This is a genomic window from Janthinobacterium sp. SUN206, from assembly GCF_030587305.1.
Lineage (GTDB): Bacteria > Pseudomonadota > Gammaproteobacteria > Burkholderiales > Burkholderiaceae_D > Janthinobacterium > Janthinobacterium kumbetense.
This window is the reverse complement of sequence record NZ_JAPWIB010000001.1, coordinates 1,225,529-1,244,196: the sequence shown is the minus strand read 5'-3', so window position 1 is coordinate 1,244,196 and position 18,668 is coordinate 1,225,529. Positions and strand designations below refer to the sequence as shown.

Sequence of the window (18,668 nt, the reverse complement as noted above, 5' to 3'; positions counted from 1 at the left end):
CTGCTTAGCCCCAACGAGCTTGGGGTAGAGAAAGAGGCAGACCAAGGGGAAGCAAAAGATGGGGAAGAGGAAACATTGCGCCTAGCATGTGTGAGCATGTCCATAGTGCGCAATGTCAGACTTGCTATGTCAATACCTGAAACTCACCCTTAACGTGATACGTCTTGCCGAAGCTCGAGACGATGAAGCTGCGCGCCGCCAGTTCCGGGTTGCGGCTCAGCGAGGCGTGCGGCACGCCGTCGTACACCATGTGCTCGTACACTTCGTCGGACAATATCAATATTTGCGTGCCGCGCACGATGTCGGCCAGCGCGGCAACATCGGCCGGGCGCAAGATCGTGCCCGTCGGATTGTGGGGCGTATTGATGATGATCAAGCGCGTCTTGCTGCTGACGGCGGCGGCCAGCTGGTCCCACGGCACGCTGTAGCCGGACTCGCCCACTTGCATGGACACCAGCACGGGTACGCCGCCGGCCAGGGCGATGGCGGGCAGATAGCTGTCGTAGGCCGGTTCGATGACGATGACTTCGTCGCCCGGGTGCACGCAGCACAGGATGGCGGTGGTGAGCGCCTGCGTGGCGCCGGCCGTGACGGTGATTTCCGTGCCGGCATCATAGCCGTGGCCGTACAAGCTGGCGATTTTCGCGGCGATGGCCTCGCGCAGGGGCGCGGCACCCGTCATCATCGGATACTGGTTGTGGCCGGCGCGCATGGCGTCGCCGACGAGATCGACCAGGGCCGGGTCGCAATCGAAGTCGGGAAAGCCCTGGCCAAGGTTGACGGCGCCATGCTGGGCCGCCAGGCTGGACATGCGGGTAAACACGGTGGTGCCCACGAGAGGCAAGCGGGTGGTCAGGGTGGGAGTCGTGCAGGGCAGGGACGGGCTGTTCATGAGCGGTAGGGGCGCGGTGCGGAAAGTGGAATCGTTTCCCATTCTAGCGCAGCGCGTGGCGTTCCGTGCAGCCCTCGATGGCTCAGCCTGGCAAGGCCCAGCCTTCCGGCACCATGATCTTGAACATGCCGGCCTTGGCCGTCTTGCGGGCCAGTTTCAGCAGGGCCTTGTCCTTGGTGATGAGGATGTCGGCGTTGGCGTCGCGCGCCAGTTCGAGGAATTTCTGGTCATCCTTGTCCGTGCAGACGGGCAGGCGCACGCCGGAGACGGGCGGCGCCACCACGCTGATATGCGCGTCGAAGCGGGCGGCGGCGACGGCGCGGCTGGTTTCGTCGAGCGGCAGATGTTTGTAATGCAACACGACCAGATATTCCGCGCGGCAATCTTCGCGCGTGATGGCGTGCACGGCGCCGCTTTCCATGGCCGCCAGCAGGGGCGCCCAGCGCGGGTCGTTGAAGACGAACAGGTCGAGGCAAACGTTGGTGTCGAGGACGAGTTTTTGTGGAGCAGGTATCATGTCGGCAATTCTATTCTGTAGTGATAATTTATGTTGATCGTGCTTTCGCCCGCCAAGAGTCTCGACCTGGAGACGCCGCCAACAACCTCGTTGCACAGCACCCCCGATTTTCTCGACCATTCCGCCCAGCTCATAGCCCGCATGCGCCAGTTTTCGCCCGCCGAAGTGGGCAGCCTGATGGGCATTTCCGACGCCTTGTCGGCCCTCAACGTGGCCCGCTACGCTTCCTGGACGCCCAAGCTGGCGGAAGCGCGCCAGGCCATCATGGCTTTCAATGGCGACGTGTATGCCGGCTTCGAGGCGCGCAGCCTGCAGCCGGCCCAGCTCGACTATGCTCAGTCGCGCGTGCGCATCCTGTCGGGCCTGTACGGCTTGCTGCGCCCGCTGGACCTGATCCACCCGCACCGCCTGGAAATGGGCACGCGGCTGTCGACCACGCGCGGCAAGGATCTGTACGCATTCTGGGGCGACACCATTACCAACGGCTTGAACCGCACGGCAAAAGAGCAGGGCGCCAAGGTGCTGGTCAATCTTGCTTCCGAAGAATATTTCAAATCCGTCAAGCCGCGCCAGCTGGACGTGCCCGTCATCGCGCCCGTGTTCGAGGACTGGAAGAACGGCAAATATAAAATCATCTCGTTCTACGCCAAGCGCGCGCGCGGCATGCTGGCCCGCTATGCGGCTGTCAATGCCATCCGCGACCCGCAGCAGCTGAAAGAGTTCGACGTCGACGGCTACGGTTTCGTGCCGGAAGCCTCGAACGATACCAGCTGGGTGTTTCGTCGCAAAGTGGGTGTATAAGTAAAAAAACCGGGCTAGCCCGGTTTTTTCTTATCTTACTGCCAGAATTTCCACCACTTGCGTTCCTTGTTCACCCCTTCCGGGCTGAGGAATGCCGTGTTCGGATAGTTCTTGGTCAGCACGCGCAAGGCGTCGTCGCGCAAGTCGGTCAAGCCCAGCTTGTCATACGAGCGGTACATGATGAACAGCGCTTCTTCGATGGCCGGCGAAGCGGCAAAGTCGCTGACCGTCGTTTGCGCGCGGTTGGCGGCGGCCAGGTAGGCGCCGCGGCGGTAGTAATAGCGCGCCACGTGCACTTCGTATTTCGCCATGGCATCGACCAAATAGTTCATGCGGGCCAGCGAATCGGGCGCGTATTTGCTATTTGGAAACTTGTCGACCAGTTGCTTGAAGGCGGCAAACGCTTCGCGCGTGGCTTTCGGGTCGCGCTCGGTCGGATCTTGCTCGTACAGGAAGTTCAGGAAGCTGATCTGGTCGTTAAAGCTGATCAGGCCCCGCAAGTAGTACATATAGTCCACATTGGCGTGGTTCGGATGCAACTTGATGAAGCGTTCGACGGCAGCCAGTGCCTGAGCCTGGTCTCCCGACTTATAATACGCGTAAGCGATCTCCATCTGCGCTTGCAGAGCATAGTTGCCGAAAGGATAGTTAGCCTCCAGCTTCTGGAACAGGCCGATTGCAGCTTCATAGTGCTGCCCGGCCATTTCTTCACGCGCCTCCGAGTATAATTTCGTAACGGACCAGTTTTTGGTCTCATCCACTTTTTCAGGCAACAAGCTGCAAGCGGACATGCCGAGCAGAACGACTGAAGCGACTACCAACGATAATTTTTTTTGCATGACGTTTTGCAAGAAGGTTTTAACCAAGATTTTACAATAGGCTGATTATAGCCGATGGGAATGCTGTGATATTAACTCCGAAGCCTAATTTGGCTGACCCCGCGTTTGACTCCCTTTCTGACCATGTTGCCGAAGAGGCGTTTGACGGCGATTTTGCCGCCGACGACGTCTTCGAGGAAATGGCCCCGATTACATTGGAACTGACGCCGGACGCCTGCGGCCACCGCCTCGATAAAGTCATCGCCCAGCTGGTGCCGCAATACTCGCGCAGCCGCTTGCAATTGTGGCTGGAAGCCGGTTTCGTGACCGTCGATGGAAAAGTTGCCAAACGCAACATGACCGCCTATGGCGACGAGAAGATCGTCATTCTGCCGCAAAGCGCGCCGGAAGACGAGGCTTTTAAGCCGGAAGCGATGGAATTGAACATCGTGCACGAAGATGAGCATATCATCGTCATCAACAAACCGGCCGGACTGGTCGTGCATCCGGGCCCCGGCAACTGGTCGGGCACCCTGCTCAACGGCTTGCTGCACCACTGCCCGCAACTGGCGGGTGTGCCGCGCGCCGGCATCGTGCACCGCCTGGACAAGGATACGAGCGGTTTGATGGTGGTCGGCAAGACCCTCGCTTCGCAAACGGACCTGGTGCGCCAATTGCAGGCGCGGACCGTCAAGCGCGAATATTTCGCGCTCGTGTGGGGCACGCCGAAGGCGGCAGGCACCATCGATGCGTCCATCGCGCGCCACCCGCGCGACCGCGTCAAGATGGCCGTCTCGGAAAACTTCACGGCCAAGCCCGCCATCACGCACTATGAATTGATCGGCAGCGGCGAACTCGACCGCCGTCCCGTGAGCCTGATGCAATGCCGCCTGGAAACAGGCCGCACGCACCAGATCCGCGTGCACATGCAGCATCTGGGTTTTGCGCTGGTCGGTGATTATGTGTACGGCAAGCAGCACCTGGTGTCCGTCTTCTCGCGCCAGGCGCTGCAGGCGCGCCGCCTGGGTCTCGTGCATCCGGGCACCCTGGAAGCGTGCGAGTGGATCGTGCCGCTGGCCGACGACTTCGCCCAACTGATCGCCACGGCCGGCATTCCCGAGCCGGAACAGGTCTGATGACGGCTGCCTTGCCTTATATCACTCCTCATTGGCCCGGCCTGCCCGCGAACGTGGGCGCGCTGGCGACCGTGCGCGCGGGCGGCGTCAGCCAGGGCCCGTATGGTGACGGGCAGGGTGGCGGTGGCTTGAACCTGGGTACGCACGTGGGCGACGAACCCGCGCACGTGGCGGCCAACCGCGCGCGGCTGGCTGCCAGCTTGCCTGCCGAGCCCGCTTGGCTGTCGCAGGTGCACGGCGTGGCCGTCGCCGATGCTGCCAGCCTGGACGGTTGCGTGCCCGATGCCGACGCCAGTGTGGCAACGCAGCCTGGCGCCGTGTGCGTGGTGATGACGGCCGATTGCTTGCCGGTATTGTTTTGTTCGACGGATGGCCTCGTCGTCGGCGCGGCCCACGCGGGCTGGCGCGGCCTGGCCAACGGCGTCTTGCAGCGCACGGTGGACAGCATGCGCGCGCAAGGGGCGACGGATATCCTCGCCTGGCTGGGGCCGGCCATCGGTCCACAGCAATTCGAAGTGGGACACGATGTGCTGCAAGCATTCCGCGACGGCGCGCGCGATGATGCCGAGCGGCAAGTACTGAGTGCTTCCTTCGTCGCCATCGCTGGCAAGCCGGGCAAGTACCTGGCCGACATCTATGCGCTGGCGCGCACCATGCTGCTGCGCGACGGCGTGGTGCAAGTGGCGGGCGGGGAATATTGCACCGTCAGCGATGCGGCGAAGTTTTACTCGTACCGGCGCGATGGCGTCACGGGAAGACAGGCCAGCTTGATCTGGCGCAAATAATCTGCACGGCAGACACTTATGTGTCTGCCGTTTTTGTTTTATCGTCTGCTGAGGCCAGCGCGCGGGCATGCAGTTCCGCGATGCGCGCCGCCTTGCGTTTGCGTCTCCTTGAGCCCGTCAGATAGAATAGGATGGACAGCGGGATGACGCAGTACAGCACGAAGGTCATCACCCCGGCGACGATGGACGGTTCCGTCAGCGCCATGAGGCCGACGACATAGATCCAGGCAACAGCGGTCATGAGCATCATTGGTATTGGCAGTCAGTAAGAGTTTGCATGCAGGTGGCCCGGAAGTAATTATTTATCAATTCTTGAATGGATTTATATAGCTATGAACATGCCCGATCCTCAAATGATGACCAAGGAATGGATGGCGCAGATCAGCAATCCTGAACAGTGGAAGACGTGGTTCAACATGGTACCGCAGCCCGCCGGCAATCCGATTGCCGGCATTTTGCAGGATGCGGGCGCCAGCATCAAGCCGGAAGCGATCGAGCAACTGAAAAATGCCTACGTGGCCAAGCTGACGGGCTTGTGGGCAGACTTTATGGCCGGCAAGGCGCCGGAATTGAAAGACCGCCGGTTCTCCGCGCCCGCCTGGCACGCCAGCCCCCTGTCGGCCTTCAATGCGGCCGCCTACCTGCTGAACGCCGAGTTTCTCAGCGCCATGGCCGATGCCGTGGAAGCGACGCCGCACCAGAAGCAAAAGATTGCGTTTGCCGTGCAGCAAATCGTCGACGCCATGTCGCCCGCCAACTTCCTGGCCACCAATCCCGACGCCCAGCAAACCCTGATCGAGACCAAGGGCGAAAGTTTGGCCAAGGGCTTGAGCAATATGCTGGCCGATATGGGCAAGGGCCGCATCTCGCAGTCCGATGAATCGGCCTTCGAAGTGGGCCGCAACGTGGCCACCACGCCGGGCACGGTGGTGTTTGAAAACGCCTTGTTCCAGCTGATCCAGTACACGCCAAGCACTCCCACGGTACACCAGCGGCCGCTGCTGATGGTGCCGCCGTGCATCAATAAATTCTATATCCTTGACTTGCAGCCGGAAAACTCGCTCGTGCGCTATGCGGTGGAGCAGGGCAATACCGTATTCCTGATGTCCTGGCGCAATCCTGACCTGAGCATGCAGCACCTGACGTGGGACGATTACGTCGAGCAAGGCGTGATCGAAGCCATCAAGGTCACGCAGGAAATCAGCGGCCAGGACAAGCTCAATATGTTCGGCTTTTGCGTGGGCGGCACCATCGTCTCGACGGCGCTGGCCGTGCTCAAGGCGCGGGGCGAGAATCCGGCCGCCAGCCTGACCTTGCTGACCACCTTCCTCGATTTTTGCGACACGGGCGCGCTCGACGTCTTTATCGACGAGCCGCAAGTGGCGCTGCGCGAGCAGACGCTGGCCAAGGGCGGCCTGATGTCGGGCCGCGACCTGGGCAGCACGTTCTCCAGCCTGCGACCGAACGACCTCGTGTGGAACTACGTGCAGTCGAATTACCTGAAGGGCAAGGAGCCGCCCGCGTTCGACTTGCTGTACTGGAATGGCGACGGCACGGGCTTGCCGGGCCCCATGTTCTGCTGGTATCTGCGCAACACCTACCTGGAAAACAGCCTGAAAGTGCCGGGCAAGCTGACGGTGGCCGGCGAAAAGGTCGACTTGAGCAGCATCGACGCGCCCGCCTTCATCTACGGTTCGCGCGAAGACCATATCGTGCCCTGGGGCGCGGCGTACGCCAGCACGGCCGTGCTGAACCCGAAAAAGCCGAAAACCAACCGCTTCATCCTCGGCGCTTCGGGCCATATCGCCGGCGTGATCAATCCTGCCTCGAAGAAAAAGCGCAGTTACTGGAGCAATGACGCGGGCAAAGGCGCACGCACGGCGAAAGCCAAGCCCTTGACGGCCGAACAGTGGATGGAAGGCGCGACCGAGCACGTGGGCAGCTGGTGGCCGGAATGGGCGGCTTTCCTGGCTGAACACGGCGGCGCGCAGGTGAAGGCGCCGGGCAAGCCGGGCAACAAACGCCACGCGGCAATCGAGCCGGCGCCGGGGCGGTATGTTAAAGTCAGGGCGGACTAGTTTACAAAAGCTTCTGGCCCGGCAAGACCGGCGTAATCTCCGGTCTTGTCAGGAATCTACTTTTAGTTGCGTTGCAATAAATGCGGGAATCTACTACCCTGATGTGCAATGGAGCCGTTTTCCACTCTATAATGGAAAACGTAGGCAGGTGCGAAAGCGGACCCACGTTCGCTTTTTTTTCGGATTAACTCAGTATGCGCTGCGGCGCAATAAGTGGAACTTGTGATGAGTAGTGCAAAAAAAAGTATAGACCGCCTGATTAAAAAATATCCCAACCGCCGTCTGTATGACACGCAAACCAGTTCCTACATCACCTTGACGGACGTCAAGCAGTTGGTGTTGGACAATGAGGTGTTTACCGTCGTCGATGCCAAATCCAATGAAGATTTGACGCGCAGCATCTTGCTGCAAATCATTTTGGAAGAGGAAGCGAATGGCGCGCCCATGTTCTCGAGCAGCGTGTTGTCGCAGATCATCCGCTACTATGGCCACGCCATGCAGGGCATGATGGGATCCTACCTGGAAAAGAACGTGCAAGCGTTCACCGATATCCAGCACAAATTCACGGGCACGTCGGCCGGCAGTTTCGAAGGCAAGCCCTTCAGCCCGGAAATGTGGACCCAGTTCATGAACGTCCAGGGCCCGATGATGCAAGGCATGATGAACAACTACATCGACCAGAGCAAGAGCCTGTTCGTGCAGATGCAGGAACAGATGCAGAGCCAGAGCAAGAATCTGTTCGGCACGTTCCCGTTCGTGCCGCCGGTTCCGCCGACGGACAAAAAGTAAGCCGCATCCGATGCGCGCCGCACAACGGCACAGGAACTCCTGTGCCGTTGTGCTTTGCGGATGTCATGCCGGCGGCTGCCGATGCTGACTGCTATTGCTTCAGTTGTTGCAGCGTGGAGAGCAGGTCCTGGTTTGAATGCTCGAGCTTCCATGTTTTGGCATTGTCCATGGAACTGTAAATGCTGACGCGACCCTTGAAGTCTTCCTGGATATTGAGCGCCAGGCCGGAAGGGAAAATCATTGGCGTCTGACGCAATGTATATGCTGCATACGGCCCCCAGGTTTGACCATCGTCGCTGCTGACCAGCAGTGCGCCCTCGTTATACATGCCAGCTTCCATCAGCAATTTGCCGTCATTGAGCGGCGCCACGGGCGACATCAGGACTTTGAACGGCGAAACGATCGTTTTCCAGTTCTGGCCGCGATCCCGTGAAATATAGGCGTCGGGAAATCTTCCTGCCAAGCCAGCCGCTACCAGGACGCTTTCCGTCCCATTGGGTTGATGGGTAAATTGCATCAGGTTTTTCTTGTGCGGACTAAAGCGTTCGGTCAACTTGCCCGTGCTGTAATCGAGTTCGCCGATCAAGCCGCTTTCCAGCGCATAGCCGATGCGGCCCGCGTCTTGCCACGTCCAGAGTAAGCCCGGGCCATGTAGCCAGGATCCGGGCAAGGTGGCGTGGTACACGGATCGCCAGTCACCAGCGTCCAGCTGGTGCGCATGGAAAATATTCAACTCGTCGCCCTTGCGATGCATCACGTACCAGCCAACCTTGGGGTTGCCCCCGATGCGCAGCAGATTGCCGGGCGGCAGGTTGCCTGTATCGACAGGCGACAGCTGCTCACTGTCACGCGCCTTGCGGAGCAGGGAACCGGATTCGCCTACCGCAATCAACTCGGCATTGGGCAGGTCGACAGGAAACACGCAGGACAGCGACTCCACCGATGGCGCATTGAGGATGCTCCATAGCCCTTGCGTCGAGCGCATCAGGACGGCACCCATGCGGCTGGCGGCAGCCACCCGGCCATCGGGCATTTCGGTGGTGCACTCGGCCCCAGCCGGGTGGGCGCGGGCAAATTGCTCGACATCGTCCTGGGCGTGGCGTGGCGTGCTCCAGCCAGGAGCGGCAGCAGCGCCAAACATGGCGTTGTAGCCGGGGGCAAAGCGCTGGATCAATTCCGCATTCGATGTCACCTGGGCGCTACGGCCGTATTGCACGCCGAAATTGCCGCGTGTCACAATCAGCCGGCCCAGATCCGTCGATTTACCCGCTTCGATCTTGACGCTTCCCACGATGGTCGAGTACACATGCAATAGCTTGTTGGCACGGGTATCGATCAATTCGACAAACTCATACTCTCCAGGCGGCAGGGCGCCAATGAACAGGGACGTATCGCCTGCCATCGCGCTCTCGACCTTTTTCATCACCAGGTTTTCGGAGACCAGCTTGAAATCACTGCGCTGCTCCCCCGACACGACACGGCGTAACTTGATCATATTGAAACCGTAAATATCTTTGGTATTCGATGTGATGCTGACCGCCACCGGGGTTTCTCCCGATTGTGCATGCATTTTCAGTGGATCAACCACCGAGGTGTTGACGGCGCAGCCGCTCAGCAGCAATGCGCTCAAACCGCAAGCCGCGACAGCCAGGCGCCGCGCTTTCAGATTGGAAATGGAAAAAGACATGGGACTCATTTAGTTTTTTAAAAAACAATTATATGTCAGTCATTAGTTTCTTTGTGGCATTATTTTTTAATTTCTTGATACCGGTGATGCGTGGCGGAACCTGCTTCAAGCACTGACCCGATGGCAGTGGCCGGAACAAAGTTGCGATTGAAGCGTTGCAGATACGGCGGCAAAAGGACTCAGCGCTGACAGCAAGGGGCGGCTCGGGGTACAATAGCCGATTCGCCTCACCATTTTCTAGCTGCCAACTATGTCTGAAATTCACCGTATTCCCGTTCCTTCCGCCCAGCCCGAGGCCATGCTGGCCATGCCAGGTGCGGCGCCGAAAGTGGGCTTTGTCTCGCTCGGCTGCCCGAAAGCGCTGGTCGACTCCGAACAAATCCTGACCCAACTGCGCGCCGAAGGCTACGAAACGGCGAAATCCTACGCTGGCGCCGATCTGGTGATCGTCAATACCTGCGGTTTTATCGATGCTGCCGTGCAAGAGTCGCTCGACGCCATCGGCGAAGCGCTGGCTGAAAACGGCAAAGTCATCGTGACCGGCTGCCTGGGCGCTAAGAAAGATGCTGCCGGCGACGACATCATCATGAAGGTGCACCCGAAAGTGCTGTCCGTCACGGGCCCGCACGCGCTGGCCGAAGTGATGGATTCCGTCCACTTCCACCTGCCGAAACCGCATGCGCCTTTCCTCGACCTGGTGCCGCCGCAAGGCGTCAAGCTGACGCCGAAGCATTACGCCTACCTGAAAATTTCCGAAGGCTGCAACCACCGCTGCAGCTTCTGCATCATCCCGTCGATGCGCGGCGACCTCGTCTCGCGCCCGATCGGCGAACTGATGATCGAAGCGGAAAACCTGTTCAAGGCCGGCGTCAAGGAATTGCTGGTCATTTCGCAAGACACCTCGGCGTATGGCGTGGACGTGAAATTCCGTTCCGGCTTCTGGAATGGCCGTCCCGTGAAGACCCACATGACGCAACTGACGGAAGCGCTGGGCGAACTGGCCAAGTCCTACGGCGCCTGGGTGCGCTTGCACTATGTGTATCCATACCCGCACGTGGACCAGATCATCCCGATGATGAGCGGCGGCCACATCCTGCCGTATCTCGACATTCCGATGCAGCATGCGCACCCTGACGTACTCAAACGCATGAAGCGTCCGGCCAGCGGCGAGAAAAACCTGGACCGCATCCAGGCCTGGCGCGCCATCAACCCGGACCTGACCATCCGCTCGACCTTCATCGCCGGTTTCCCTGGCGAAACGGAAGCGGAATTCGAATACCTGCTCGACTTCCTCAAGGAAGCGCAGATCGACCGCCTCGGCTGCTTCGCGTATTCGCCTGTCGAAGGTGCAACCGCCAACGCCATCGACAATCCCGTGCCGGAAGAGCTGCGCGAAGAGCGCCGCGGCCGCGTCATGCTGCTGCAGGAAGAAATTTCCAAGAAACGCCTGCAAGCCAAGGTCGGCAAGACCGTGCGCGTGCTGATCGATGAAGTCACCCGCTCCGGCGGCGTGGGCCGCTCGTCCGCCGACGCGCCGGAAATCGACGGCGTCGTGTATGTGAAGCCGCCATTCGAACCGCACCGCAAGCTGGCCGTCGGCCAATTCGTCGATGTGACCATCACCTCGGCCGACGCGCACGACCTGTGGGGCGCCGCCGAGTAAAAAACGTCCATGCCGGCGTTGCGCTGCCTTGCCGTACAGCAAGGTATTGCCTGCGGCAGCGCGCCTTGGCCTGAACGTTTTTACGCGGTGAAGATGATATTTGACAAGGTGTAACACTCTGTCATACGTACGGCGTACAGGGCGTAAAGCCCTTACAATCAAGGCGGACCAGTAATTGCTGGCCCGCCTTTTTATTTGCCGACGACGCCATGACCACACCCAAATCCCCCCAGACGGCGCTGATCCACAGCGATTACCAGGCGCCGCAAGGCTTTGCCGCGTTTCCCAACGCCATCCATCATGCTTCGACCGTGCTGTTCAAGGACGTGGCGGCCATGCGCTCGGGCGACTGGAAAGAAAAGAACGCCTACACTTACGGCTTGCACGGCACGCCCACCACCTTCACCCTGGAAGCGCGCCTGGCCGAGATCGAAGGGGGCAAATACTGCCTGCTGGCGCCGTCGGGCCTGGCGGCCATCGCCATGGCGGACTTTGCCCTGCTGAAAACGGGCGATGACGTTTTATTGCCGGAAAACATCTACAACCCGAACCGCGAACTGGGACGCTGGCTGGCGCAGGATTTCGGCATCACGGCCCGCTATTACGATCCGCTCATCGGCGCCGGCATCGCGGGCTTGATCCAGCACAATACCAAGCTGATCTGGACGGAAGCGCCAGGCTCCGTGACGATGGAAGTGCCGGACTTGCCTGCCATTTGCGCGGCCGCCCATGCGCGCGGCGTGCTCGTCGCCCTGGACAACACCTGGTCGGCGGGCCTGGCCTTGCGCGGCTTTGACCTGGGCGTGGACATCATCATGCAGGCGCTGACGAAATACCAGTCGGGCGGCTCGGACGTGCTGATGGGCGCCCTGATCACGCGCGAGCGGGCCCTGCACGACCGCCTGGCGCAGGCGCACATGCGTCTGGGCATGGGCGTGGGGGCGGACGACGCCTACCTGGTGCTGCGCGGCTTGCCCACGATGAAATTGCGCTTCGACGCCCACGACCAGGGCGCGCGCACGGTGGCCGCCTGGCTCAAGGGGCGCAGCGAGATCTCCACTGTGCTGCATCCGGCCTTTGAAGATTGTCCGGGCCACGCCATCTGGCAGCGCGATTTCATAGGTGCGGGCGGCCTGTTTTCCGTGCTGTTCGATGCCCGCTACACGGAGGCGCAGACGGACCGCTTCGTCGATGCCTTGCAGTTGTTCAAGATTGGCTACAGCTGGGGTGGCGCGAACAGCCTGGTGATGCCGTACCGCATCGCCGCCATGCGCAAGGGCTGGCAATTGCCGGGCCAGCTGGTGCGTCTGAACGTGGGACTGGAAGATCCGCAGGATCTGATCGCCGATATCGAACGGGCGTTCGCGGCGATGTAGCGGCAAGCGGGCAAGCACGATGGCTTGCCCAGAAGTAATTTACAGGGGCACGGGCTTGTTGTTGTTCAAGTCGAGGAAGCCGCGCAGCAAGCGGTAGGCTTTCCACAGCCAGGCCACGCCCCACACGAGGAAGGCCAGCGGGATGCCGATCAGCGTGATCCACAGGATGGCGCCGACGACGATCCAGGCCACGTACCACCAGAAGGAACGGATCATCCAGCTGTGATGGCTGTACACGAAGGTCCCGGCCGCCTCGTCCCGCTTCACATAATTGATGATGAGCGGAATGAAGGAAAACGCGCCCAGCGAAAACACGAAGCTGGCGCCATGTATCAGGTACAACCACCAGGCCAGGTTCTTGGTCTGCTGGAGTTGGGTATCCAAAATAATATCTTGTGACATGAAGGCTCCCGTCGTTGCTCAATTTTTAATTGTAACAAGCAAAGCGGCGCAGGAGCGCAGTCCATGGAAAAAGGCAGAATACATTGTTGAAACGAAATCGCTATCCCACCCTGGCCGCGCGCGCCAGGTCATGGCTGCGCCAGGCTTTGCCGGCCTTGCTGCTGTACGCCTCGGCGGCCCATGCCGCCGGCGCCCCGCTGGAGGCGGAGTTTGCCGCCGGCTTGAAGGACGAGGGCCTGGCGGGCGCCGTCTGGAGCGAAGTCTTGCCTGACGGAACAGTCAAAGTCGGCGCGTCCGGCCTGCGCGATACCGCCAGGCGCCTGCCCATGCAGGCGGACACGCGCATGCAGGTGGGTTCCGTGGGCAAGGTGGCGCTGGCGCTGGGCGTCTTGCGCCTGGTCAGCGAAGACCGGCTCACGCTCGACACGCCCCTGCAGCAGGTGCTGCCGGAACTGGCGCTGAAAAACCCTTGGCAAGCAAGCGACCCCGTGCGCATCCGCCACTTGCTGGCGCATACGTCCGGCCTCGACAATGTGCGCTTCTGGCAGGCGTTCAGCCTGAACCCGGCGGCGCCGACGCCGCTGGCCGACGCTTTTGACGGCGACCGCAACCTGCTGCGCGTGCGCGCCCGGCCCGGCAGCCGCTATGCATATTCGAACATGGGCTATGGCTTGCTGGGCATGGTGATCGAGAAAATCACGGGCCAGCCGTATGAGCGCTATCTCGACGCGCAGCTGCTGCAGCCGCTGGGCATGGCGGACAGCACGTTCGCCTTTGTTACGCAAGTGAGCACGCAAATGAGTACGCAAATGAGTACGCAGGCTGATCCGCGCCTGGCCATGGGCTACTTCGAGCATGGCGTGGCGCAGCCGGCCGTGCCCCAGTATTTGCGTCCGGCCGCGCAATTTACCACCACGGCGGCCGACATGGGCAAGCTGGCGCAATTCCTGATGGGCGACGGCAAGCTGCAGGGCAAGCGCTTCATCGACCTGGCGCTGATGGGCGCCTTGTCCGAGCCGGCCGGCACGGATGCGGCGCAGGCGGGCCTGGCGACGGGCCACGGCCTGGCGCTGGCCGTGCGCGACCGCCACAACGTGGTGGGCGCCTGCCACCCTGGCACGGCCGTGGGTTTCCGCGCCATGCTGTGCCTGTATCCGGAGCAGGACAGCGCCTTTTTTGTTGCCTTCAATACGGATGCGGAGCAGGTCGACTATGAACGCTTCAACCGCCTGCTGCTGCGCGACCTGGAACTGCCGTTGCGCGCCCCGGCACCGCGCGGCACGCCCGCGCCCACGGTGGAAAACTGGCAGGGCGTCTACCTGCCGTCGCCCAGCCCCATGGCCAGCATGGCCTGGGTCGATGCCGTCTTCGGCTTTACGCGTGTGAAATGGGATGGCGAATCGCTGTTCCTGATCCCGTTCCAGGGCGAGCCGAAGGAGCTGGAACCGGTGGGCGGCTTGCTGTTCCGCGCCAGCGACCGCAGCACGCCGTCGCACGTGCTGATGCAGGAGGATGGCAAGCATGTGCTCAGCGACGGCTTGCGCAGCTATGAGCGCGCGTCGATGCTGCGCATGCTGGTGCTGTGGGGCAGCCTGGCCCTGGGCGCGGCGGGGATGCTGTACGTGCTGGTGGTGGGCGTCTGGCGCGCCGCGCTGCGCAGCCTGGGGCGGGGCGACCACCTGTTCGCGCCCTTGCTGTCGCTGCTGGCGCTGCTCTTGCCGCTGCCGTTCTTCTATTTCCAGTCCTACCTGCGCTTGGGCGACGTCACCATCGCCAGCGTGCTGCTGGCGCTGACGACGGGCGCGCTGCCGCTGGCGACGGCGTTCGGCCTGGCGCGCTGCTGGCGCAGCCGCGGCACGGCGGCCGAGGCGGGTTCGTGGGCAAAATGGGATTGGGTGGCCTTGCTGGCGGCCTTGCAACTGCTGCTGGTGCTGGCCTGGTGGGGATTGCTGCCGCTGCGCCTGTGGCACCTGTAGCCGGCGCTCAGCGCCAGGCGTGCAGCAGCCGGCGCCACCAGCGTTGCGCTGGCCTGGGCTGGCTGCCATGGCCGGCGCGCCCGGCCCGCTTGGCGCGATAGCTGGCGGCCGCCATCTGCAGGCCGATGCGGTCCATCGCCGCCATCGCGTCCGCTTCCTGCGGCGACAAGCCATGCTGTAACGCTTGCGCACGGGGTTCGCGCAGGAAGGCGGCACGCAGGGCGTCGTCCGTGTACAGCCTCGCCAGATAGGTTTCCAGTGCGGGGGAACTCATGCGTTTCGCCCCGCGCGCAAGGCCGCGCGCGCCAGCTCCAGCTGGTCCAGCACATGCTCGAACGACGGGTAATTGCCGTCGCGTTCGACGATCACCGTCAAGGGCTGCGGCGCCTGGCGCGCCAGCACGGTCAACAGGGCGAAGACGGCGGGAGGCACGTCGTGCAGATGGTCGTCCAGCAGGCGCTGGCCGCCGCCAGGCGCGTCGATCCAGTGGCCGCCGCTCAGGTGCACGGCGCCGACCCTGTTCAGGGGCAGGCGCAGCAGCAGTTGCTCCGGGTCATGCCCGAAATTGACGGCGTTCGCATACAGATTATGCAGGTCCAGCAGCAGCGGCACTTGCGCGCCGTCAAGGATGTGCGTCAGCCACCCGGCTTCGTCCAGCGTGCTGGCGGGCGGCTGGACCAGGGTGGCGATGTTTTCCATCAGCGGCGCGCTGCCGACGATGCGCGTGGCCAGCGCGATATTGGCGATGGCGCCGGCGGCGCTGTGCGGCGTGCGCGGCGGCGCCGCCAGGTGGCCGATTTCCACGCCGCCGGCGCGCACGAAACTCAGGTGCTCGGACCACGATTCCGCTTGCACTTCCTTCATCAGGCGCGCCATCGCATGCAGGCGGCGCGGGTCGGCGGGAATCGTCGACGCCAAGCCCATGCCCACACCGTGCAGGCTGACGGGCACCTGGCGCGCCAGGCTGCGCAAGGCGGCGATGCCGGCGCGCGCGGCGTGGTAATAGTCGTCGGCGATTACTTCCAGCACGTCGATGTGCGCCAGGTTGGACAGGATGCCGGCTGCCAGTTCGCCGCGCCAGCCCAGGCCGACGCGGTCGCGCGCGCTCCCCTGGCTAGCTGCCACAGCCGCCGCCACCGCCGCAACCGCCACAGCCGCTGCCGCAGGAAGAACCGTCGCCGCCGCCCGACGAGCCGCCGCCGGAGTCGCCCGAGCTGCCGGACGAGGAATCGCCGCCGCCGTTTTGCCGCGGCACCGGGTACAGCTGGGTGACATACGCGTACACCGACGGCGGCAGGGCGCCGAGGCCGAAGATGGCCGCCAGCAGGGCCATGTCGGCGCTGCTGCTGCCCGCCTGCAGGCGCGATGAACGCATGTTCAGCCGGCCAAACAGCATGCGCAGGTCGGTCAGCAGCCGCTGCGCGCTCCAGTTGGTCGCCTGGGTGCGCAAGCCGCGCAGCATGAGCAGGAATATCGCCAGCAGCAGTGCCAGGAACAGCAGGTTGTAGTGCTGGCGGCTGATGGCGATGACGGCCTTGACGGCGGCCACCGTCAGCAGCAGCCAGTGCGCCGTCCAGGTGATGCGCTCGCGCCGGCGCAGCAGCGGCGGGCCGACCAGCAATTGCTGCTGCGTCAAGGTTTCCAGGTAGGCGCGGCACGACGGCAGCATCTCGGCTTGCACGGCCAGTTCCTTGCTGTGGCCCTGGCGGCCCAGGTACAGCTGCAGCACGTCGCGTTCGATGTCATGGCTGGCGAAGCGCAGGCTGTCGGCGCTGGCCGTTTCCAGCAGCGGGCCGTCGGCGCGCAGCAAGCCGCGGTCGACCAGCACGACGGCGGCGACTTTCACGGCTTCGAGGGCGCCGCCGCGCAGGAAGGCGATGCGGTAGGGGTCATCGGCCAGCGACAGCTGGGCGTGCGGATTGCGCAATTCCATGCGTATCAGCAGCTCGCGCGCGAGGTAGTACACGAACGTGCCAAAGACCAGGTAGGCGAGCAGGAACCAGGGCCCGCTCCAGTCGAACGGATTGGCGCCGTTCACCGCATCTGCTCCGCGTGTTCGCGCAAGTGTTCGGTAATCGTCATCAGGCTTGTGAAGGCGGGCAAGGCCTGCCCCGGCGCCAGGCGCGCCGTTTCGCGCGCCGCCGACATGGCTTGCAGGGCCGCGTGCAGGGCAGGCTCGCCCAGCTGGTCGACAAACGCTTCGAGCGCCTGCTTGCCGGACAGCCCGGACTTGCCCTCCAGCTGCGCCAGCGATGCCGCGGCCGAGCGCAGGGGGCCGGCTGCGTCGGCGATGGCGCCGGCCAGCTGTTCTTCATTCAGGCTCACCAGCAGATACCGTTCGCGCATGCGCACCTGCTGGTTCAGCAGCACTTGCCGCAAGCGCCGCAGCACGGCGTCGCGGTTCGTGCGCAGGCTGGCGAAAGGGTCGGCGCCATGCAGCACCTGGTGGCGCGCGATGATGTCGGCGAACTTGACGGCGAAGGCGTCGGCGGCCTGCGTCAATTCGCCCTCGAGCAGGAACATCACCTGCAAATCGATGGCGGCGTGCGCCAGGCGCAAGGGCCCGCGCAGCGCATCGGCCGCCTGCGGCATAAAGCGCTTGAGCAGCAACAGCAGGTTGACGTCGGAGGTGGCGCGCACCTGGCCATCGGCGGCCGAGCCAAACAGCACGGCGGCGGCAAGGTCGTCACCAAAGGTGTTTTGCGCGGCGGCGACAAACACATCCAGGTGGCGTTGTATCTCTTCTGGCAACGGTGGCGGCATGCGGTGTTCTTTCACGATGGGTTGGCAGGATGCGCATAAGTTTGCAATATAGCAAACTTATGCCATCGTGCGCGCACCGTCCGCCAGATGGCGCCGACTCAGGTCAATACGTTGAGCAAGCCATCGAGACCCACGAAGTTCAGCGCCACGTCCGCCTGCGAGCGCACCACGGGCTTGGCGCGGAAGGCCACGGACAGGCCGGCGATGCCCATCATTTTCAAGTCGTTGGCGCCGTCGCCCATGACGATGGCCTCGGACGGGGAAATGCCCAGCTCCGCGCACACGCGTTCCACCGTGCGCTGCTTTTCCTCGGCGTCGACGATGCCGCCTAACACCTTGCCCGTCAGCTTGCCGTCGACGATTTCCAGTTCGTTCGCATGCGTGTAATCGAGGCCCAGGCGCTCTTTCAGGCGTTCGGTGAAGAAGGTGAAGCCGCCCGAGACCAGCAGGGTTTTCAGGCCCGCCTTCTGCACGGCCGCCAGCATGGCTTCCGCGCCCGGCGACAGTTTTAAGCGTTCATCGTAGACGCGCTGCAGGGCCGACGCGTCGAGACCCTCGAGCAGGGCCACGCGCTGTTTCAGGCTGGAGCTGAAATCGAGTTCGCCCCGCATGGCCGCTTCCGTGATGGCCGCCACCTGCGGTTTGAGACCCTGCATGTCGGCGATTTCATCGATGCACTCGATGGTGATCAGGGTCGAATCCATGTCCATCGCCACGAGCTTGAATTCGCCGAGCTCGCGCTGGCCCATCATGTAGGTGGCGTCCAGCTGCGCCGCCTGGGCCGCCACTTCGATGGTGGGACGCAGCGCGGGCGAATAGGCGATCTGTTCGCAGCGCACGGCGTTCGGACCCAGGCGCGTGATGGACGTGGGCGCGGCCAGCGCGGCGATGCGCTCGAGGCGGGCGCTATCGCCGTCCAGGCCCTGCAGGATCAGATTCATGGTGATGGTCTTGGTATTGGTCATGGGTCAGCCCTGCATAAATG

General features: G+C 62.7%; 18 protein-coding genes and 1 pseudogene. 8 read left to right on the top strand and 11 right to left on the bottom strand.

All coding sequences use genetic code 11. The annotated features are described in order from the left end of the window. Positions 1-145: 145 nt before the first annotated feature. A pseudogene (locus O3300_RS05440) lies at positions 146-892 on the bottom strand (aminotransferase class I/II-fold pyridoxal phosphate-dependent enzyme); the annotation flags it as partial. 82 nt (positions 893-974) lie between these two features. Beyond that, entirely contained in the window at positions 975-1,409 is a 435-nt protein-coding gene (locus O3300_RS05435) for a putative toxin-antitoxin system toxin component, PIN family (protein ID WP_305052313.1), read from the bottom strand. Positions 1,410-1,439: 30 nt separating this feature from the next. Here O3300_RS05435 and yaaA point away from each other — a divergent pair, with 30 nt between their 5' ends. Next, the gene (yaaA, locus tag O3300_RS05430; protein ID WP_251348327.1) at positions 1,440-2,210 is read left to right on the top strand and encodes a peroxide stress protein YaaA; all 771 of its coding nucleotides are present in this window, start codon (positions 1,440-1,442) and stop codon (positions 2,208-2,210) included. Positions 2,211-2,245: 35 nt separating this feature from the next. Here the strand turns inward: yaaA and O3300_RS05425 are convergent, their stop codons facing one another. Further along, the gene (locus tag O3300_RS05425) at positions 2,246-3,049 is read right to left on the bottom strand and encodes an outer membrane protein assembly factor BamD (protein ID WP_077405789.1); all 804 of its coding nucleotides are present in this window, start codon (positions 3,047-3,049) and stop codon (positions 2,246-2,248) included. A gap of 89 nt (positions 3,050-3,138) precedes the next feature. Between O3300_RS05425 and O3300_RS05420 the strand changes: the two genes are divergently transcribed. After that, complete coding sequence (locus O3300_RS05420) at positions 3,139-4,164, top strand: RluA family pseudouridine synthase (RefSeq protein WP_099667537.1); 1,026 nt, start codon at positions 3,139-3,141, stop codon at positions 4,162-4,164. Continuing rightward, on the top strand, positions 4,164-4,949 hold the full coding sequence (gene pgeF, locus O3300_RS05415) for a peptidoglycan editing factor PgeF (RefSeq protein ID WP_305052312.1): 786 nt from the start codon (positions 4,164-4,166) through the stop codon (positions 4,947-4,949). The genes O3300_RS05420 and pgeF overlap by 1 nt, the downstream gene beginning before the upstream one ends. Positions 4,950-4,965: 16 nt before the next feature. Here pgeF and O3300_RS05410 read toward each other — a convergent pair whose 3' ends face one another. After that, a complete protein-coding gene (locus O3300_RS05410; RefSeq protein ID WP_305052311.1) occupies positions 4,966-5,190 on the bottom strand; it encodes a hypothetical protein in 225 nt (74 codons plus the stop codon). Positions 5,191-5,281: 91 nt separating this feature from the next. Here O3300_RS05410 and phaC point away from each other — a divergent pair, with 91 nt between their 5' ends. Both phaC and phaR read left to right on the top strand, forming a co-directional pair. Next, positions 5,282-7,027: a class I poly(R)-hydroxyalkanoic acid synthase gene (gene phaC, locus O3300_RS05405; protein WP_305052310.1), complete on the top strand. Its 1,746-nt coding sequence runs from the start codon at positions 5,282-5,284 to the stop codon at positions 7,025-7,027. A 225-nt stretch (positions 7,028-7,252) separates the two neighbouring features. Then, the gene (gene phaR / locus O3300_RS05400; RefSeq protein ID WP_010399000.1) at positions 7,253-7,816 is read left to right on the top strand and encodes a polyhydroxyalkanoate synthesis repressor PhaR; all 564 of its coding nucleotides are present in this window, start codon (positions 7,253-7,255) and stop codon (positions 7,814-7,816) included. 91 nt (positions 7,817-7,907) lie between these two features. Here the strand turns inward: phaR and O3300_RS05395 are convergent, their stop codons facing one another. Next, positions 7,908-9,503 (bottom strand): hypothetical protein, encoded by a 1,596-nt coding sequence (locus tag O3300_RS05395; protein WP_305052309.1) that lies wholly within the window; start codon positions 9,501-9,503, stop codon positions 7,908-7,910. Positions 9,504-9,810: 307 nt separating this feature from the next. Here O3300_RS05395 and rimO point away from each other — a divergent pair, with 307 nt between their 5' ends. Together rimO and O3300_RS05385 are read left to right on the top strand one after the other, a co-directional pair. Then, positions 9,811-11,166: a 30S ribosomal protein S12 methylthiotransferase RimO gene (rimO, locus tag O3300_RS05390; RefSeq protein ID WP_251349207.1), complete on the top strand. Its 1,356-nt coding sequence runs from the start codon at positions 9,811-9,813 to the stop codon at positions 11,164-11,166. Between the two features lie 209 nt (positions 11,167-11,375). Beyond that, entirely contained in the window at positions 11,376-12,542 is a 1,167-nt protein-coding gene (locus tag O3300_RS05385; protein WP_305052308.1) for a cystathionine beta-lyase, read from the top strand. A 39-nt stretch (positions 12,543-12,581) separates the two neighbouring features. On the opposite strand, the gene O3300_RS05380 is transcribed toward O3300_RS05385, so the two are convergent. Then, positions 12,582-12,944 carry a hypothetical protein gene (locus O3300_RS05380; protein WP_289897546.1) on the bottom strand — a complete coding sequence of 121 codons (363 nt, stop codon included), beginning with the start codon at positions 12,942-12,944 and terminating at the stop codon, positions 12,582-12,584. An 86-nt stretch (positions 12,945-13,030) separates the two neighbouring features. Here O3300_RS05380 and O3300_RS05375 point away from each other — a divergent pair, with 86 nt between their 5' ends. Next, a complete protein-coding gene (locus O3300_RS05375) occupies positions 13,031-14,920 on the top strand; it encodes a serine hydrolase (protein WP_305052307.1) in 1,890 nt (629 codons plus the stop codon). A gap of 7 nt (positions 14,921-14,927) precedes the next feature. Here O3300_RS05375 and O3300_RS05370 read toward each other — a convergent pair whose 3' ends face one another. The 5 genes from O3300_RS05370 to serB all read right to left on the bottom strand — a co-directional run bounded on the left by O3300_RS05370 (position 14,928) and on the right by serB (position 18,624). Continuing rightward, positions 14,928-15,194, bottom strand: coding sequence for a hypothetical protein (locus tag O3300_RS05370; RefSeq protein ID WP_305052306.1), 267 nt, complete (start codon positions 15,192-15,194; stop codon positions 14,928-14,930). Further along, positions 15,191-16,045 (bottom strand): DUF692 family multinuclear iron-containing protein, encoded by an 855-nt coding sequence (locus O3300_RS05365; protein WP_305052305.1) that lies wholly within the window; start codon positions 16,043-16,045, stop codon positions 15,191-15,193. Before O3300_RS05365 ends, O3300_RS05370 begins: the two co-directional genes overlap by 4 nt. Beyond that, on the bottom strand, positions 16,035-16,958 hold the full coding sequence (locus O3300_RS05360; protein ID WP_305052304.1) for a TIGR04222 domain-containing membrane protein: 924 nt from the start codon (positions 16,956-16,958) through the stop codon (positions 16,035-16,037). Before O3300_RS05360 ends, O3300_RS05365 begins: the two co-directional genes overlap by 11 nt. Beyond that, positions 16,955-17,683 (bottom strand): hypothetical protein, encoded by a 729-nt coding sequence (locus O3300_RS05355; RefSeq protein ID WP_305052303.1) that lies wholly within the window; start codon positions 17,681-17,683, stop codon positions 16,955-16,957. The genes O3300_RS05360 and O3300_RS05355 overlap by 4 nt, the downstream gene beginning before the upstream one ends. A gap of 98 nt (positions 17,684-17,781) precedes the next feature. Next, positions 17,782-18,624, bottom strand: coding sequence for a phosphoserine phosphatase SerB (serB, locus tag O3300_RS05350; RefSeq protein WP_289911456.1), 843 nt, complete (start codon positions 18,622-18,624; stop codon positions 17,782-17,784). Positions 18,625-18,668 lie beyond the last annotated feature (44 nt).

What these genes read in the sequence shown, in the direction of transcription:
- O3300_RS05370 (WP_305052306.1), bottom strand. Translation starts at nt 15,194, where the DNA reads ATGAGTTCCCCCGCACTGGAAACCTATCTGGCGAGGCTGTACACGGAC.
- phaR (WP_010399000.1), top strand. Translation starts at nt 7,253, where the DNA reads ATGAGTAGTGCAAAAAAAAGTATAGACCGCCTGATTAAAAAATATCCC.
- O3300_RS05380 (WP_289897546.1), bottom strand. Translation starts at nt 12,944, where the DNA reads ATGTCACAAGATATTATTTTGGATACCCAACTCCAGCAGACCAAGAAC.
- yaaA (WP_251348327.1), top strand. Translation starts at nt 1,440, where the DNA reads ATGTTGATCGTGCTTTCGCCCGCCAAGAGTCTCGACCTGGAGACGCCG.
- O3300_RS05410 (WP_305052311.1), bottom strand. Translation starts at nt 5,190, where the DNA reads ATGACCGCTGTTGCCTGGATCTATGTCGTCGGCCTCATGGCGCTGACG.
- phaC (WP_305052310.1), top strand. Translation starts at nt 5,282, where the DNA reads ATGAACATGCCCGATCCTCAAATGATGACCAAGGAATGGATGGCGCAG.
- O3300_RS05385 (WP_305052308.1), top strand. Translation starts at nt 11,376, where the DNA reads ATGACCACACCCAAATCCCCCCAGACGGCGCTGATCCACAGCGATTAC.
- rimO (WP_251349207.1), top strand. Translation starts at nt 9,811, where the DNA reads ATGCCAGGTGCGGCGCCGAAAGTGGGCTTTGTCTCGCTCGGCTGCCCG.
- O3300_RS05425 (WP_077405789.1), bottom strand. Translation starts at nt 3,049, where the DNA reads ATGCAAAAAAAATTATCGTTGGTAGTCGCTTCAGTCGTTCTGCTCGGC.
- O3300_RS05355 (WP_305052303.1), bottom strand. Translation starts at nt 17,683, where the DNA reads ATGCCGCCACCGTTGCCAGAAGAGATACAACGCCACCTGGATGTGTTT.
- O3300_RS05395 (WP_305052309.1), bottom strand. Translation starts at nt 9,503, where the DNA reads ATGTCTTTTTCCATTTCCAATCTGAAAGCGCGGCGCCTGGCTGTCGCG.
- O3300_RS05435 (WP_305052313.1), bottom strand. Translation starts at nt 1,409, where the DNA reads ATGATACCTGCTCCACAAAAACTCGTCCTCGACACCAACGTTTGCCTC.
- pgeF (WP_305052312.1), top strand. Translation starts at nt 4,164, where the DNA reads ATGACGGCTGCCTTGCCTTATATCACTCCTCATTGGCCCGGCCTGCCC.
- serB (WP_289911456.1), bottom strand. Translation starts at nt 18,624, where the DNA reads ATGAATCTGATCCTGCAGGGCCTGGACGGCGATAGCGCCCGCCTCGAG.